The 16128-nt window shown below is 65.8% G+C and carries 14 protein-coding genes; 7 read left to right on the forward strand and 7 right to left on the reverse strand.

Annotated features, from left to right (window positions below; all coding sequences use genetic code 11):
• The first annotated feature begins 148 nt into the window (after nucleotides 1-148).
• Nucleotides 149-2776, forward strand: a complete 2628-nt coding sequence (gene alaS / locus ACTJKQ_RS03125; protein WP_440595966.1) for an alanine--tRNA ligase — start codon at nucleotides 149-151, stop codon at nucleotides 2774-2776.
• 100 nt (nucleotides 2777-2876) lie between these two features.
• On the forward strand, nucleotides 2877-5858 hold the full coding sequence (locus tag ACTJKQ_RS03130; RefSeq protein ID WP_440595967.1) for an HD domain-containing phosphohydrolase: 2982 nt from the start codon (nucleotides 2877-2879) through the stop codon (nucleotides 5856-5858).
• A 111-nt stretch (nucleotides 5859-5969) separates the two neighbouring features.
• Here ACTJKQ_RS03130 and ACTJKQ_RS03135 read toward each other — a convergent pair whose 3' ends face one another.
• The 5 genes from ACTJKQ_RS03135 to ACTJKQ_RS03155 all read right to left on the reverse strand — a co-directional run bounded on the left by ACTJKQ_RS03135 (nucleotide 5970) and on the right by ACTJKQ_RS03155 (nucleotide 11023).
• Nucleotides 5970-7025 carry a GGDEF domain-containing protein gene (locus tag ACTJKQ_RS03135; RefSeq protein WP_056063179.1) on the reverse strand — a complete coding sequence of 352 codons (1056 nt, stop codon included), beginning with the start codon at nucleotides 7023-7025 and terminating at the stop codon, nucleotides 5970-5972.
• Between the two features lie 39 nt (nucleotides 7026-7064).
• On the reverse strand, nucleotides 7065-7838 hold the full coding sequence (gene trmB, locus ACTJKQ_RS03140; RefSeq protein ID WP_440595968.1) for a tRNA (guanosine(46)-N7)-methyltransferase TrmB: 774 nt from the start codon (nucleotides 7836-7838) through the stop codon (nucleotides 7065-7067).
• Nucleotides 7835-8848: a tRNA glutamyl-Q(34) synthetase GluQRS gene (gene gluQRS / locus ACTJKQ_RS03145; RefSeq protein WP_440595969.1), complete on the reverse strand. Its 1014-nt coding sequence runs from the start codon at nucleotides 8846-8848 to the stop codon at nucleotides 7835-7837. The genes trmB and gluQRS overlap by 4 nt, the downstream gene beginning before the upstream one ends.
• Nucleotides 8845-9849, reverse strand: coding sequence for an NAD(P)/FAD-dependent oxidoreductase (locus ACTJKQ_RS03150; RefSeq protein WP_436076053.1), 1005 nt, complete (start codon nucleotides 9847-9849; stop codon nucleotides 8845-8847). Before ACTJKQ_RS03150 ends, gluQRS begins: the two co-directional genes overlap by 4 nt.
• A gap of 235 nt (nucleotides 9850-10084) precedes the next feature.
• The gene (locus ACTJKQ_RS03155) at nucleotides 10085-11023 is read right to left on the reverse strand and encodes a LysR family transcriptional regulator (RefSeq protein WP_056744595.1); all 939 of its coding nucleotides are present in this window, start codon (nucleotides 11021-11023) and stop codon (nucleotides 10085-10087) included.
• A gap of 104 nt (nucleotides 11024-11127) precedes the next feature.
• Between ACTJKQ_RS03155 and ACTJKQ_RS03160 the strand changes: the two genes are divergently transcribed.
• The 5 genes from ACTJKQ_RS03160 to ACTJKQ_RS03180 all read left to right on the forward strand — a co-directional run bounded on the left by ACTJKQ_RS03160 (nucleotide 11128) and on the right by ACTJKQ_RS03180 (nucleotide 14332).
• Complete coding sequence (locus tag ACTJKQ_RS03160) at nucleotides 11128-11829, forward strand: pirin family protein (RefSeq protein WP_440595970.1); 702 nt, start codon at nucleotides 11128-11130, stop codon at nucleotides 11827-11829.
• 40 nt (nucleotides 11830-11869) lie between these two features.
• Complete coding sequence (locus ACTJKQ_RS03165; RefSeq protein WP_056744599.1) at nucleotides 11870-12283, forward strand: DoxX family protein; 414 nt, start codon at nucleotides 11870-11872, stop codon at nucleotides 12281-12283.
• Nucleotides 12284-12426: 143 nt separating this feature from the next.
• Nucleotides 12427-12981 (forward strand): flavodoxin family protein, encoded by a 555-nt coding sequence (locus ACTJKQ_RS03170; RefSeq protein WP_056063158.1) that lies wholly within the window; start codon nucleotides 12427-12429, stop codon nucleotides 12979-12981.
• Nucleotides 12982-13034: 53 nt separating this feature from the next.
• Nucleotides 13035-13442: an OsmC family protein gene (locus ACTJKQ_RS03175; protein WP_099730380.1), complete on the forward strand. Its 408-nt coding sequence runs from the start codon at nucleotides 13035-13037 to the stop codon at nucleotides 13440-13442.
• Complete coding sequence (locus ACTJKQ_RS03180) at nucleotides 13439-14332, forward strand: pirin family protein (RefSeq protein ID WP_440595971.1); 894 nt, start codon at nucleotides 13439-13441, stop codon at nucleotides 14330-14332. The genes ACTJKQ_RS03175 and ACTJKQ_RS03180 overlap by 4 nt, the downstream gene beginning before the upstream one ends.
• Nucleotides 14333-14392: 60 nt before the next feature.
• Here the strand turns inward: ACTJKQ_RS03180 and ACTJKQ_RS03185 are convergent, their stop codons facing one another.
• Both ACTJKQ_RS03185 and ACTJKQ_RS03190 read right to left on the reverse strand, forming a co-directional pair.
• Nucleotides 14393-15178 (reverse strand): sulfurtransferase, encoded by a 786-nt coding sequence (locus tag ACTJKQ_RS03185; protein WP_440595972.1) that lies wholly within the window; start codon nucleotides 15176-15178, stop codon nucleotides 14393-14395.
• An 87-nt stretch (nucleotides 15179-15265) separates the two neighbouring features.
• A complete protein-coding gene (locus tag ACTJKQ_RS03190; protein ID WP_146870794.1) occupies nucleotides 15266-16120 on the reverse strand; it encodes a MinD/ParA family protein in 855 nt (284 codons plus the stop codon).
• Nucleotides 16121-16128: the final 8 nt, after the last annotated feature.

The following is a 16128-nucleotide window of genomic DNA, read 5'->3' on the forward strand; positions in this document are numbered from 1 at the left end:
CGTCTGTCCTCGCCTTGTCGCCCTCCCGCCACGGACCGCCAGCCTGCAAACCTATAATGAAAGGTTGGTCCCCATAGGGGCAGCGACAGGCAGCGCGCGGGCGCGGGTCCTGCGGCCTGCCTGCTGCGTGCAACCACTCCACAACACCATGAGCACTCCCACTTTTTCTGTCGCTGACATCCGCAAGTCCTTCCTGGACTTCTTCGTCTCCAAGGGCCACACCGTGGTGCCGTCGAGCCCTCTGGTGCCTGGCAACGACCCCACGCTGATGTTCACCAACTCGGGCATGGTGCAGTTCAAGGACGTGTTCCTGGGCACCGACAAGCGCTCGTACAACCGGGCGGTGTCGGTTCAGGCCTGCCTGCGTGCGGGTGGCAAGCACAACGACCTGGAAAACGTGGGCTACACCGCGCGCCACCACACCTTCTTTGAAATGCTGGGCAACTGGTCGTTTGGCGACTACTTCAAGCGCGAATCGCTCAAGTGGGCCTGGGAGCTGTTGACCGAGGTCTACAAGCTGCCGCCAGAGCGCCTGCTGGCCACGGTCTACCAGGAAGACGACGAGGCCTACGACATCTGGACCAAGGAAATCGGCTTGCCACCCGAGCGCGTGATCCGCATCGGCGACAACAAGGGCGGCCGCTACAAGTCCGACAACTTCTGGATGATGGCTGACACCGGCCCCTGTGGCCCCTGCAGCGAAATCTTCTATGACCACGGCCCGCACATAGCGGGTGGCCCTCCCGGCAGCCCCGATGAAGACGGCGACCGCTTCATCGAGATCTGGAACAACGTGTTCATGCAGTTCAACATGGACGAGACGGGTGCCGTGACCCCGCTGCCCGCACCTTGCGTGGACACCGGCATGGGCCTGGAGCGCCTCGCTGCCATCCTGCAGCACGTGCACAGCAACTACGAGATCGACCTGTTCGACGCGCTCATCAAGGCCGCCGGGCGCGAGACCGGCGTGACGGACCTGAACAACAAGAGCCTGCGCGTGATCGCTGACCACATCCGCGCCACCGCGTTTTTGGTGAGCGATGGTGTGATCCCCAGCAACGAAGGCCGTGGCTACGTGCAGCGCCGCATCGTGCGCCGTGCCATCCGCCACGGGTACAAGCTGGGCAAGAAGACCCCGTTCTTCCACAAGCTGGTGGCCGATCTGGTGCGCCTGATGGGTGACGCCTACCCATCCCTGCGCGAGCAGGAGCAGCGCATCACCGAGGTGCTCAAGGTGGAAGAAGAGCGCTTCTTCGAAACGCTGGCCAACGGCATGGAAATTCTGGACACGGCCCTGGATGGCGGCGCCAAGGTGCTGCCCGGCGACGTGGCGTTCAAGCTGCACGATACCTATGGCTTCCCGCTCGATCTGACCAACGACGTGTGCCGCGAGCGCGACGTGGAAGTGGACGAGGCAGGCTTCAAGACCGCCATGGAAAAGCAGAAGGCCCAGGCCCGCGCTGCTGGCAAGTTCAAGATGGACAAGGCGCTGGAGTACACCGGTGCCGCCAACCAGTTCACGGGCTACGAACAGCTCGCAGAGACTGCAAAAATCGTAGCAATCTATGTAGACGGTACTAGCGCTGCAGCACTGAAAGCCGGCCAAAACGGCGTGGTGGTGCTGGACACGACCCCGTTCTACGCCGAAAGCGGCGGCCAGGTGGGTGACGAAGGCGTCATCACCAGCGGCTCGGCCCGTTTTGCGGTGGGCGATACGCTCAAGATCAAGGCCGATGTGTTTGGCCACCACGGCACGCTCGAAGAGGGCACGCTGAACGTGGGTGACACGGTGCAGGCCCAGGTGAACACCGCCGTGCGCGCTGCCACCATGCGCAACCACTCGGTCACGCACATCATGCACAAGGCCCTGCGCGAAGTGCTGGGCAGCCACGTGCAGCAGAAGGGCAGCTTGGTCAATGCTGACCGCACGCGTTTCGACTTCACACACAACGGCGCCGTGACGGCGGCTGAAGTCCGCGAGATCGAACGCCGTGTGAACGAAGAAATCCTGGCCAACCAGCCCACGCAAGCGCGCGTGATGGACATCGAGTCGGCCCAGAAGACCGGTGCCATGATGCTGTTTGGCGAGAAGTACGGCGAAACCGTGCGCGTGCTCGACATCGGCACCAGCCGCGAACTGTGCGGCGGCACGCACGTGCAGCGCACAGGGGACATCGGCCTGTTCAAGGTGGTGGGCGAGGGTGGTGTGGCTGCCGGCATCCGCCGCATTGAGGCCGTGACCGGCGCCAACGCACTGGCGTACTTGCAGAACCTGGAATACACCGTGAATCAGGCCGCCAGCACCCTCAAGGCGCCGGTGGCCGAGCTCAACGGCCGCATCAGCCAGGCGCTGGACAACGCCCGCGCGCTCGAAAAGGAAGTGGCAGCCTTGAAGGGCAAGCTGGCCTCGAGCCAGGGTGACGAACTGGTGAACCAGGCGGTGGAGGTGAAGGGCCTCAAAGTGCTGGCTGCGGCGCTGCCGGGTGCCGACGCCAAGACCCTGCGCGACACCATGGACAAGCTCAAGGACAAGCTCAAGACCGCTGCCATCGTGCTGGCCGCCGTGGATGGCGACAAGGTGCAGATCGCCGCGGGCGTCACCGTCGACAGCGTGGGCAAGCTCAAGGCGGGCGAACTGGTCAACTTTGTCGCCCAGCAAGTCGGCGGCAAGGGCGGCGGCAAGCCCGACATGGCCATGGCTGGCGGCACGGATGCGTCCAAGCTGCCCGCAGCACTGGCTTCGGTGACAGGCTGGGTCACGCAGCAACTGGGCTGATGTACCGGTCACCACAGCGGCACCCGCCGCTGTGGTGTGGCAGCCATGGCTGCCAAAAAGAGGGTGACGGAACGCCAGCTTTCACCCTAAAGTGCAGCGCATGGACACCCTGCGCGACAGCCCCCAAGACCCGCCGCCGTCCGCTGTGCTTCGCGGTACGGGCGCTGCTTCGGTAGGCCAAGGCGGCCACCTGCCATGGTGGCGTCGCATCACCATCCCCTTTGAGGTCCTGATCGCCACCGTGGTGGTCACCGCCATGCTGTTGTTGACAGCGTTGCTGGTGTACCAGGTCAGCACCAGCGCACGCCAGGCCATCATTGCGGCGTCGGACGAGAGTGCGCAGCGCATCAGCCAGCTCATTGCCGAACGGGTGCACCGCATCGTGGACCCGGCCGATGCCACCATCCGCCTGCTGGCGTTCGACCCGGTGGCCTCGGCGTCCACCCTGCCAGCGCGGCTGCGGCGCCTGCCCGTGCTGGCGCGGCTGCTGGAGCAGAACCAGCTGCTGTCGGCGGTGTTCATCGGCTACCCGGACGGACAGTTTTTGCTTGTGCGACCGGTGCGCAACGAGGCCTTGCGGGTGCGGCTGGATGCACCGCCCAAAACGGCGTACCTGGTGCAGTCCATGGCGCGAGAGCGCGGCGTGGCGGGCATGGTGGGGCGCTGGAGTTATTACGACGCGGACCTGCGGCTGATCGACTCGGCCGTCCGTCCTGAATATCGCTACGACCCCCGCACCCGCCCCTGGTACGCCGAGGCGCTGGAGCAGAACACCCAGATCCTGACGGCACCCTATGTGTTCTTCACCACGCAGGAGGTGGGCATCACGCTGAGCCAGCCCAACGAGGACGGGCGTGCGGTGATTGGCCTGGACGTGGCCCTGACCGACCTGGGACATGAGATCAGTGGCCTGCGCCTGATGCCCCGCACCGAGATCGCGGTGGTGGACAAGGACGGCCGCGTGCTGGCCTATCCCGACATGTCGCGCGTGCTACTGCGTGATGGCAACACGCCGGGCCTGCGGCTGCGTGCCCTAGACGATCTGGGCGTGCCCAGCCTGCATGCGCTGCAGGCGCTGGGCCTGAAAGATGGTGATTCACGCCGCCTGCAGGCCGACGGCGAGGAATGGCTGGGCCGTTCGCTGCCGCTGGCATCGATGCGCTGGCAAGGGCTGCAGATCCTGATGGCGATTCCTACCAAGGAGCTGCTGGCCGAGGTGAACAACAACCTGCGCCAGCAGGTGTGGCTGTCGGTGTCGCTCATCGGCCTGATGCTGCCGTTGGGCTGGCTGGCCGGCCGGCGCGTGGGGCGCAGTCTGTTCGGGCTGGCGTTGCAGGCCAGGGCGCTGGCGCGGTTTGATTTCCGGCGGCCCGAACGGCGGGTGTCGCCGGTGCGCGAGGTGCGCGACCTGGGGCAGGTGATGGACCGCATGTCCGACACCATCCAGGAGTTCTTGCACATCACCCACCACATCAGCGCCGAGTCGCGCACCGACCTGATGCTGTCGAGCGTGCTGTACGAGCTGGTGCGCGCCACCAGTTGCACCGGCGGTGCGGTGTACCTCGTGGACCCGCAACGCACCGGCTTGCTGCGCGCGGCCCGCCATTGCGAAGACCCGGAGCAGCAGTCGCGCTACCCCGAGCACCTGGCCATGGTGCATTTCATCAACCATACCGAGCCCCAACCCGGCGACCAGCACGAAGACGATGACGATACCGAGCCCGGGCGCGTGCTGCGCGTGCAGCTGCGCACCCGTGACGGGCAGCCCCTGGGCCTGCTGGTGCTGCGCTACATCGCGGACCAGACGCAGGACGACGCGCATTTCCGGGCGTTTGTCGAGAAGTTGTCCGGCACGCTGTCGGTGGCCATCGAGACGCGCAGCCTGATCGAAGGCCAGAAGAAGCTGCTCGATGCTGTCATCCGCCTGCTGGCCGACGCGATCGACGCCAAGAGCCCCTACACCGGTGGCCATTGCGAGCGCGTGCCGGAGCTGGCCGAGGCGCTGATGGACCGCATGTGTGCGGCCAAGGACGGTCCGTTTGCCCAGGTGGCCATGACCGATGCCGAGCGCTACGAATTCCGCCTGGGGGCCTGGTTGCATGACTGCGGCAAGGTCACCAGCCCCGAGCACATCATCGACAAGGCCACCAAGCTGGAGACGCTCTACAACCGCATTCACGAGGTGCGCATGCGCTTTGAGGTGTTGTGGCGGGACGCTGAGCTGGACTACTGGAAGCAGCATGTGTCCGGCGTGGACCCGGTGCGCCTGCAGCGTGAGCTGCTGCAGCGGCGCGAACAACTGCAGGAAGACTTTGCCTTTGTAGCGCGCTGCAACGTGGGGGGCGAATTCATGGCCGAGGCGGACATTGCCCGCCTCAAGGCCGTTGGTCGCCAGATATGGCAACGGCATTTTGACGACCGCCTGGGCCTGTCGGCCGCCGAGATGCTGCGGCTTTCCAGCGTGCCGGTGCGCCCCTTGCCCGCCAACGAGCCGCTGCTGGCCGACCGGCCCGAGCACATCGTGCCCTGGGGCACACGCAAGCCGCCGGTGGAGGCGGGCAACCCCGCCAATCGCTGGGGCTTTGACATGGTGTTGCCGCCCTACGAGGCGCACCTGGGCGAATTGCACAACCTGTCCATCCAGCGGGGTACGCTCACCGCCGAAGACCGCTTCAAGATCAACGACCACATCGTGCAGACCATCATCATGCTCAGCGGTCTGCCGTTTCCGCCGCACCTGGCGCGCGTGCCGTCGATTGCCGGGTCCCACCATGAAAAGCTGGACGGCACCGGCTACCCCCGGCGCCTGAAGGCGCCCGAGCTGACGCTGGCCGACCGGGTGATGACCCTGGCCGATATCTTTGAGGCGCTGACTGCGGCCGATCGGCCCTACAAACCACCCAAGACCTTGTCCGAGTCGCTCAAGATCATGACCCACATGGTGCGCGAGCGGCACATCGATGCCGAGGTGTTCCGCTTCTTCCTGACCAGCGGCGTGTGGCGCGACTACGCAGAGCGCTTTCTGACACCTGCGCAGCGCGACGAGGTCAATGTGGAGGCCATTCTGGCGTCGCTGGGCTGAGAGGGGAAAGACGCCCTACGGTGGACGATGGGACGCAACGTTCTTGCGCGGGCCAGCCTTGTCGCAGCGGACAGCGGACAGCAGACCATATGCCCATGGGGCCCGGCCCGGTCAGAACAGCTCGACGTCGTCGTTGGCGACCTTGGTTGCCAGTTGACCGCTGGCCACCAGATCGTCATAGAAGCAAACCTGGTTGCGGCCATGTTCCTTGGCGTAGTAAAGCGCCTGGTCGGCCTGGCCCAGAATCTCTACGGGCGAGCCGCGCGTGGTGCTCACAAAGCCCAGGCTCACCGTGACCTGGCCCACCTGCGGGAAGTGGTACTCCTGCACGGCCAGCCGGAAGCGGTTGAACACCTTGTGGGCGGTGCTCAGTGTGGTGGAGCGCAGCAGCACAACAAACTCCTCGCCGCCGAAGCGGAAGATGCGGTCATGGCTGCGGAAAGAGCTGCGCAGGATGTTGGCGATCAGGATCAGCACCTCGTCGCCATACAGGTGGCCGAACCGGTCGTTGACCTGCTTGAAGTGGTCGATGTCCACCACCGCCAGCCATTGCTGCACGGGTTCGTTGTCGCTGGCCACTGCGGTTTCCTCGGCCGCAAAAGACTCGGTAACGGCGCCCGTCCGGCTGGCCAGCCCGCTCATGGTGTAGCGGGAGAACTGCTCGTCAAAAGTCTTGCGGTTGAACAGGCCGGTGAGCGCATCACGCTCGCTGTAGTCGAGCAGGCTCTGGTAGTTCTGGTACACCTGAAACACGCCCATGAGCACGTCGAGCTTGTGGGCCGAGAACGGGCGCGACTGCGTGATCTCCAGGCAGGTGCTGACCTTGTCGTGCATCCACACCGGCAGCCACAGCACATGGCGACCCCGGCGGGGCGAGGCCAGCGCGCTTTCGCCATGGCTGTCCACGCAGTCCCGCAGCGCGGGGTATTGGTCCAGCGGCTCGCGGCGGGGGTCGGCGGCGGCTTCGGAGTCGGTGGACACGAGCTGGCCGCTGTCCACCCATGTGCGGGGGCGCACATGGGGCACGCCACCGTCCGTGAACAGCTCCAGGGCCCGCACCTCGATGATGCTGCTGAGCTTTTGCAGCGTGGACAGCACCGATACCTCCAGCCGCAAGTGGTCGCGGTGGCCAGTCATCTCCACCAGGTTTTGCAGGATGGGTTTCATAGGCGGTGTGGTGCGGGCCGATCGGGGCATGTCGTGGGGTCAGTTACGGCGCACAAACACCACGTCCCACACCCCATGGCCCAGTCGCAGGCCACGATTTTCGAATTTGGTCAGCGGGCGGTAGTCGGGTTGCGGTGCAAAGCCGTCTGCGGTGTTTTGCAGCAGCGGTTCGGCGCTCAGCACCTGCAGCATTTGCTCGGCGTAGGGCTGCCAGTCGGTGGCGCAATGCAGGTAGCCGCCGGGCTTGAGGCGTGCAGCCAGCTTGGCCACCAGCGGGGGCTGGATCAGGCGGCGCTTGTTGTGCTTTTTCTTGTGCCAGGGGTCGGGGAAGAAGATGTGCACACCGTCAAGAACGCCGGGCGGCAGCATGTGGTCGATCACCTCCACAGCGTCGTGCTGCAGGATGCGGATGTTGGTCAGCTCTTGCTCGCCGATGCGCTTGAGCAGGGCACCCACGCCGGGCTCATGCACCTCGCAGCACAGGAAGTTGTCATCAGGCCGCACGCGGGCGATATGGGCCGTGGCCTCGCCCATGCCAAAGCCGATCTCCAGCACCAGCGGGGCGCTGCGGCCAAAGGCGGCGGTGGCGTCCAGCGGGGCGGGGGTGTAGGGCAGCACAAAACGCGGGCCGAAGTCCTCAAAGGCCTTGGCCTGGCCCGTGGTGGTGCGGCCGGCGCGGCGCACAAAGCTCTTGATGGTTTTGGGGTGGGTCACACCGGCGGGGGCAGAGCCCTGTACGGCGGGCGCTGTGGGGGCGTCGGCTGCGGCAGGCGCAGCATTGGCGGGGGCGGAAGCTGTGGTCAATTCGGTCACGGTGGGCCATTGTAGTTTCGTCGCCACGCCACCACCCACTGTGCCAGTGCGTCGGGTATGCAAATGTTGTGCAGATTTGCCACAGCGGGCAGGCCCAGGGCGAGCGCGGCGTGTGACAGGGCCACCAAAGGGTTGTCCAGTTCCAGCGCCTGCGCGCCGTTTTGTTTGGAGAGTTTTTCGCCGTTGTCACCGCACACCAGGGGGGTGTGCAGATAGCGGGGTGTGGGCACCCCCAGGGCCTGCTGCAGCAGGATCTGGCGGGGCGTGTTGTCGGTCAGGTCCTCGCCCCGGACCACATCGGTGATGCCCTGGTCGGCGTCGTCCACCACCACGGCCAGCTGATAGGCCCACAGTCCGTCTGCGCGGCGCAGCACAAAGTCGCCCACGGCGGTCGCAACCTGTTGCTGCTGGCGGCCCAGGCGGCGGTCGTGCCACTGCAGAAGCCCATCTGCTATTGAATATGTAGCATCCCAGGCATGATCCACTAGCGCTATCGGCTGTTTTTGCTTGAAGTCTGTCACATTGAAGCGCCAGGAGCGCCCTGTGCGGCCATGCAGCCCATGGCGGCAGGTCCCGGGATAGGGCAGTGCGGCATGGCGTTCACGCGCATGGCCCTGCGCGGCATGGGCGTCTTCGACGTCCTTGCGTGAACAGGCGCAGGGATAGGCATCGCCCTGCGCCACCAGCTGGTCCAGGGCATGCTGGTACAGCCCGCTGCGCGCAGACTGCCACTGGGGCGGGGCATCGGGGTGCAGACCACAGGCGGCCAGCTGCTGCAGGATGAAGGTGTCAGCCCCCGGCACGCAGCGGGGCTGGTCCACATCTTCCATGCGCACCAGCCACCGGCCGTTGTGTGCGCGTGCGTCCAGCCAGCTGGCCAGCGCGGCCACCAGAGAGCCCGCATGCAGCGGGCCCGTGGGAGAGGGGGCAAACCGCCCCACATAGCGCCCTTCAACGCGTACTGCGGGGCTGTCCTTGTCGTGCGGCGTTGCGCCCACGCCTCGCGTCATGCCACGGCAAGTGCCAGTTCCAGGCCCGACACAAAGGCATCTTCCAGCCGGTGCCCCAGGCACCAGTCTCCGCACGCACCCAGGCCGGCCTTGGCGTCCCACAGGTGGCTCTTGCCTAGCGGGTGGGTGGTCTGCGCATAGCGCCAGCGGCGGGTGTCGGCATGCGCGGGCTCGGCCCGGATGCCGGTGACCTCGGCAAATGCCTTGAGCAGCTTGGCCTGCACGCGGGCTTCGTCGTCTTCGAGGTGTTCTGCCGACCAGGCGGGGCTGGCCTGCACCGTCCAGCGCTCCACCACATTGCGCCCCGGCTTGGACGACTCGCGCGCCAGCCAGGCAATGCGGTGGTGGGTGCTGCGCGCGGCGTTCCATTGCGGGCCCAGTGTGGTCAGGCCCGGGCGCACGGCCTGGGGGTAGGCCAGCATCAGGGTCCAGCAGGGGGCAATGGCCACCTTGGACATGGCGTCGGCCAGTGGGGAGTCGAGTCCGGAGCCGGAAATCAGTGCCTGCGCAGGCACGGAGGGCTGGGCCAGCAGCACGGCATCGAAGCCTGCGTACACGTGTTGCTCGCCGCCTGCGCCTTCGGTGCGCAATTGCCAGCCTGGTGCGTTCACGGCGTCGGGTTCGATGCGGGTGACGCGGGTGTTGGTGATGAGCTGGCCTGCCTGAACCAGGGGGTCAGCCCAGGTGGTGACCAGCGATTGCATGCCCGGGCTGGCCACCCAATGGGCCTCGCGGTGGGGCAGGCCCACGGCGGCTACGCGGCCTGCAGCGTCCAGCACCTGGACCGAATTGGCGCTCCAGCGCTTGCAGATGCCGGGCACGGTGTCGATGGCGCGGGCAAAACGCGGGTCGCGCACGGTGAAATATTGGGCGCCGGCATCAAAGTTGCCAAAGGGGCTGTCGATGGTGGCGGTGCGGCCACCGGCCTGATGGGATTTTTCGAACACCGTCACCCGGTGGCCGGCCTGGACCAGGGTGCGGGCGCAGGCAATGCCCGCCATGCCTGCGCCGATGATGGCGAAGTGGCGCTGCGGTTTGCCGGAGGGGGTGACTGGGGTGGCGGGCGCTGCGGAGGCCGCAGGGATAGGGGCGCTGGTGCGTCGGAGCCGTTTGGCGGGGAGAGGATCAGGTTTGCTCATGGGAGGCCTTTCGGTGACGGTCGGCAAAAGAAATGCGATGCAGAACCAACAGGAACCACTCTACACGCGGTGCCGGCCTGTGCGCACTTGATCAGGGTCACAAATGATGGTGGTTTTCCAGCAGAGCGCGGCGTGTGGCGGGACTTTGCAGCTGGTTCAGCCACCACTGCAGCGCGCGGCCGGGTGCGGTGAAGCCAGGACCACCCCAGGCGTAGTGCACGCGCACGTTGCGTTCGGGCCGGGCCACGCGGCGCGCCACCAGCCGGCCGGCTTCCAGGTAGGGGCGCACCATGGGTTCGGGCAGAAAGCCGCCGCCCAGGCCGCGCAACTGCACGCGCACCTTGGCCTGCATGGTGTCCACCGTCAGCACATCCTGCCCACCCAGCAGGCCCATGGTGGCGCCGCCCCGGGTGGCCGAATCTGCCACGGCCACGGCGCGGTGTTCGAGCAGCGTGGCGTCGGAGATGGGCTCGGGCGCGGTGGCCAGCGGGTGATGGGGCGCCACCACGTAGATGAAAAGTACGTCACCCAGCAGCCCTTGCTGCAGGCCGGCCACGTTGTTGCTGGCCACCGAGACGCCAATGGCCAGGTCTGCGCGGCCGGAGGTCAGCGCCTCCAGCGTGCCGGTCATGATGCCGTCGCGCAGCTTCAGCCGCGTCGGGGGCTTCATGGCGTAGAACGCGTCCACCAGCTCCAGCAGGGTGTGGGGCGAAATGATGCCGTCCACCGACAGCGTGAGCTGTGGCTCCCAACCCGTGGCCACGCGGCGCACGCGGTGGGCTACCGCGTCGATGTCTTGCAGCAGGCGCGCGCCTTCGCGCAGCAGCTCCACCCCGGCCTCAGTAGGGCGGGCCTGGCGTGCGCTGCGGTCGAACAGCAGCACGTCCAGTGCGTCTTCGATCTGGCGCACGCGGTAGGTGAGGGCGCTGGGCACCAGGCCCAGTTGCCGTGCGGCGGCGGCAAAGCTGCCAGCCTCGGCAATCACCTGCAGCATGGTCAGCGCATCGGGGGTGAGGACATCGCGGGCGTTTTGCATGGTGGTGCCATGTTAATTCAGATTATTTGAACAGTGCCATCAATCCGTCTGTGCCCGCAGAGGTGGCTGCGGTCCTACAGTCGAGTCTTGAAAGGAGCACTCACATGCTGACTGTTCGTAAATCGCAAGACCGGGGCCACGCTGACCATGGCTGGCTCAATTCCTTCCACAGCTTCTCGTTTGCCGGGTACTACGACCCTGCCCACATGGGCTTTGGCAACCTGCGGGTCATCAACGAAGACCGCATTGCGCCGGGCACCGGGTTTGGCACCCATGGCCACCGCGACATGGAAATCATCAGCTACGTGCTGTCGGGCGAGCTGGCCCACAAGGACAGCATGGGCAACGTCAAGGGCATCCCGCCCGGTGACGTGCAGCGCATGAGTGCAGGCACCGGCGTGCAGCACAGCGAGTTCAACCACGCTGCTGGCCAGACCACGCATTTTCTGCAGATCTGGATTGAGCCGAACGTGCGTGGTATCCCGCCCAGCTACGAGCAAAAGACTTTTGCCGAGGCTGAAAAGCGCGGCGCCCTGCGCCTGGTGGCATCGCCCGACGGCGTCCAGGGCTCGGTGAAGATCCATGCTGACGCAGCCTTGTATGCGGGCTTGCTGAATGGTGACGAGTCCGCCACCCTGGCGCTGAACCCCGCCCGCAAGACCTATGTGCACCTGGTGCGTGGCGCGCTGAGCGCCAACGGCCAGGCCCTGTCGGGTGGCGACGCGCTGCTGATGGAAAAGGAAACCACCTTGTCGTTGACCGATGGCCACGACGCCGAGGTGCTGGTGTTTGACCTGGCCGCCTGATCTTTACTTCGTAACCACTTTCACTCAGGAGTTCTTCACCATGTTCACATCCCTGCAAAACCCTCTGGCCCTGGCATCGCGCCTGCTGCTGGCCGCCCTGTTCCTGCCTGCGGGCATCAGCAAACTGACCGGCTTTGCCGGCACCGTGGGCTACATCACCTCGGTGGGCCTGCCCATGCCCACGGTGGCGGCAGCGGTTGCGGCGGCGGTCGAAGTGCTGGGCAGCCTGGCGCTGATCTTTGGCGTGGGCACCCGGTTTGCCGCACTGGCGTTGGCCTTCTTCACGCTGGTGGCCAGTTTCTTCTTTCATGCCTACTGGAACCTGCCCGCTGACAAGCAAATGATGCAGCAGCTCATGTTCTTCAAGAACGTGGGCGTGACCGGCGGCCTGCTGGCCCTGGCAGCATTTGGCGCCGGCGCCTGGAGCCTGGACGCTCGCCGCTCGGACCGCTGATCCGGATGGCATAGAAAGGGCCTGCAACCCGCAGGGGTGCAGGTTCTGGCATTCAATCTCGTCGTTGGTTGTCGTTCTGTTGGTAGTTCTTTTGGTTCTTTCCCCTGGTCTCGTTCCCTCATCGTTTCAACAGGAGTTATCTCATGGCACACATCGCAGTTGTTTACCACTCGGGTTATGGTCACACGCAGCGCCTGGCGCAGTCTGTGGCGGAAGGTGCAGGCGCCCAGCTGGTCGCCATTGATGCGGAGGGCAACCTGCCCGAAGGCGGCTGGGAAACGCTGGCCGCTGCCAGCGCCATCATCTTTGGCTCGCCGACCTACATGGCGGGCCCCAGCTGGCAGTTCAAGAAATTTGCCGACGCCTCGTCCAAGCCCTGGTTCAGCCAAGCCTGGAAGGACAAGCTGTTTGCAGGCTTCACCAACAGCGCCAGCACCAATGGCGACAAGCAGATCACGCTGGACTACATGTTCCACCTGGCCATGCAGCACGGCGGCATCTGGGTGGGCAACGGCATGATGCCCGCCAACTCCAAGGCGGCCACGCGCAACGATGTGAACTGGATCGGCTCGTTCAGTGGCGCCATGTCCCAGTCGCCGTCCGACGCCTCGGCCGCCGAGATGTTCCCTGGCGACCTGGAAACGGGCAAGCAGTTCGGCCAGCGCGTGGCTGACGTGGCCCGCCGGCTCGACCGCTAAGCCCACTTTTGGCGCTACAGTGGCGCGCCCCAATACAACCAGGAGAACACCCCATGGCAGTTGAATTGCGGCGCGTCCCCGGCGCGCCCATGGCCCAGACCGTGCATATCCGCGCGCACGATCTCGTGGCCGATGGCAGTGTGGAGGAGGGCGGCGCTGACAGCGGCCCCAGCCCGCACGACCTGTATGACGCTGCCTTGGGGGCCTGCAAGGCGCTTACGGTGTTGTGGTACGCACGCCGCAAGGGCCTGCCGGTGGAAGATGTGCAGACGGTGGTTGAGCGCGACGCATCGGCCGAACGCACGGGGGTCTACCGCCTCGCGACCCGGTTGCAAGTCAGCGGTGACCTCACCGATGCCCAGATCGCCGAGCTGGAAACCGTGGCGCAGAAATGCCCTGTGCACAAGCTGATGACCACGGTGACGACCGAGATCAGCACTTCGTTGGAGCGTGCATCATGAGCGATACCCCCAGCTTTCTGCCCCTCACGGGCCATGCCAAGGATCTGGGCGGCGGTTTCACCGTGCGCCGCCTGCTGCCCGCTGTGCAGCGCAAGGCCGTGGGGCCCTTCCTGTTTTTCGACCACTTCGGTCCGGTGACGGTGGAACCGGGCGACAGCCACGATGTGCGGCCCCATCCGCACATTGGCCTGGCGACGGTGACCTATTTGTTCTCTGGTGCCATCATGCACCGCGACAGCCTGGGCTACGTGCAGCAGATCGAGCCCGGCGCCATCAACTGGATGACGGCGGGGCGCGGCATCGTTCACTCCGAGCGCCGCCCAGAGAGCTTTGCGAACCAGGCTTATGTGAACCATGGCATCCAGCTATGGGCTGCGTTGCCAGCCGCCCATGAGGAAGCTGACCCCTCGTTTGTGCACACGCCTGCTGCGGCCATTCCGGAGTTGCTGGTGGATGGCGCCACCGTGCGGGTGTTGATCGGCGAGGCCTTTGGTCAGACCTCGCCGGTGGCCACGTATTCGCGCACCTTGTACCTGGACATTCAGTTGCCTGCCGGGGCCACGCTAAAGATTCCGGCGCTGGTGCCCGAGCTGGCGGTGTACACCGTGGACGCACCCGTGTCGCTGAACGACGATGAGGTGCCTGCGCACATCCTGGCCGTGACGGAACCCGGCCAGCCCCTGCGCCTGACGGCGGGCGAGAGCGCCGTGCGCCTGATGGTGATTGGCGGCGAGCCGCTGGATGCGCCCCGCCACATGTGGTGGAACTTTGTCTCCAGCCGCAAGGACCGCATCGTGCAGGCCGCCAGCGACTGGGAGGCCCAGGCCATGGGCCAGGTGCCGGGCGAGGTGGAGTGGATACCCCTGCCGGAACACCGCTTCAAGGCGTGATCAAAGCGTGATATGTGGATAAAAATGGGCTGTAGCGCTAGTACATAAAGCGCTGGCAGCTCATGATTTGATAGCGCTTTCTGTAGCGGCTGCAGCCGCTGTAGGCGTGTCGATGGCGAGCCCGGTGTCCAGTACGCGGCGCTCGTCAAACACAAAACACCCGCCGTGGTAGTGCGCGCCGTCTGTCAGCTCAAAGTATTTCAGGATGCCACCCTCCAGCTGGTAGACATGGGGCAAGCCTTCCTCGCGCATGAGGATGGCGGCTTTTTCGCAGCGGATGCCGCCGGTGCAGAAGCTCACCACCGTCTTGTCCTGCAGTTCGCTTTTGTGCGCGCGCAGTGCAGGGGGAAACTCGGTGAACTTGTCGATGCGCCAGTCGATGGCGTTGTCGAACGTGCCTGCGTCCACCTCGAAGGCGTTGCGGGTATCGAGCGTGACCACTTCGCGGCCGTCGTCGTCATGGCCTTGGTCCAGCCAGCGGCGCAGCGTGGCCGGGTCTACCGAAGGCGCACGGCCTGCGGCGGGGCGGATGGTGGGGTGGTCCATGCGGATGATCTCGCGCTTGACCTTGACCAGCATCTTGCGAAACGGCACCGTGGCCGACCAGCTCTCCTTGGGCTCCAGATCGGCAAAGCGTTCGTCGGTACGCAGCTGAGCCACAAAATCACGCACGGCTTCGGCCGGGCCCGCCAGAAAGAAGTTGATGCCCTCTTCGGCCAGCAGGATGGTGCCCTTGAGATGGGCGGCCACTGCACGCTCATGCAGCACATCGCGCAGCGCGGCGGCATCGGGCAGCGGCACGAACTTGTAGCAGGAGATGTTGAGGACGGTGTCGGTAGTGTTCACGGCAGTAAAAATGCACAAAGGCCCGCTGGCGGGCCTGTGGGTCACAGTGGCCGGGCCGCGCCTCATGCGCCGCTCGGCGTATCCAGATCAGGCCGCAGGCGACAGCAGCGTGGACTCGATCTTGTTGGCCAGCTGGGCAATGGCCAGTGCCGCCGGGCAGCCGGGGGTCTGCAGCAGCAGCAGCTGGCGGCGCATCACGGCGTCGCGCACCGAGGGGTCGGCCGGGATGTCGCCCATGTGGATCAGCCGCATGGGGCGACCGGATTCGGTGCTCACAAAGCGGTCGAGCACCTGCTGCAGCTGGCTGGTGATGGCGCGGCCGTCGCCCGGACGCGCCGCCTGGTTGATGACCATGCGCACATGCTGGCGTTTTTGCTGCATGGCCAGCACCTTGATGGCAGCGTAGGCGTCGGTGAGCGAAGTGGGCTCGGGCGTGGCCACGATCAGCACCTCGGAGGCCAGGGACACCGAGAACAGCACCACGTCGGAGATACCGGCGCCGGTATCGAGCAGCACCACGTCGTAGCGCGGCGTGAGCGCCTGGATCACGTTCAGGAACTGGTTGCGCACTTCGGGCGTGAGGCGCGAATACTCCACCATGCCAGAACCGGCCAGCAGCACGTCAAAGCCACCGGGCGCGGCGATCACAGCATCGTCCAGTGCGGCCTTGCCGGTGAACACGTCGTGCAGGGTGATCTTGGGGTGCAGGTTCAGCACCACGTCCAGGTTGGCCAGGCCCAGGTCGGCGTCGAGCACCAGCACGCGCTGGCCTCGGCGGGTGAGGGCGGCGGCCAGGTTGGCTGATACGAAAGTCTTGCCCACACCGCCTTTGCCGCTGGTCACCGCAATGATGCGGGCGCCAGGAGCGGCAGAGGCCAGGGGGGTGGCAGGGCCTGCAGGGGCTGCAGGCGTTGTGGGTTGGGGGGACAGCGCGTCGCTCATCATCTAAC

This window comes from Acidovorax sp. 22279, assembly GCF_052045435.1.
Lineage (GTDB): Bacteria > Pseudomonadota > Gammaproteobacteria > Burkholderiales > Burkholderiaceae_C > Acidovorax > Acidovorax delafieldii.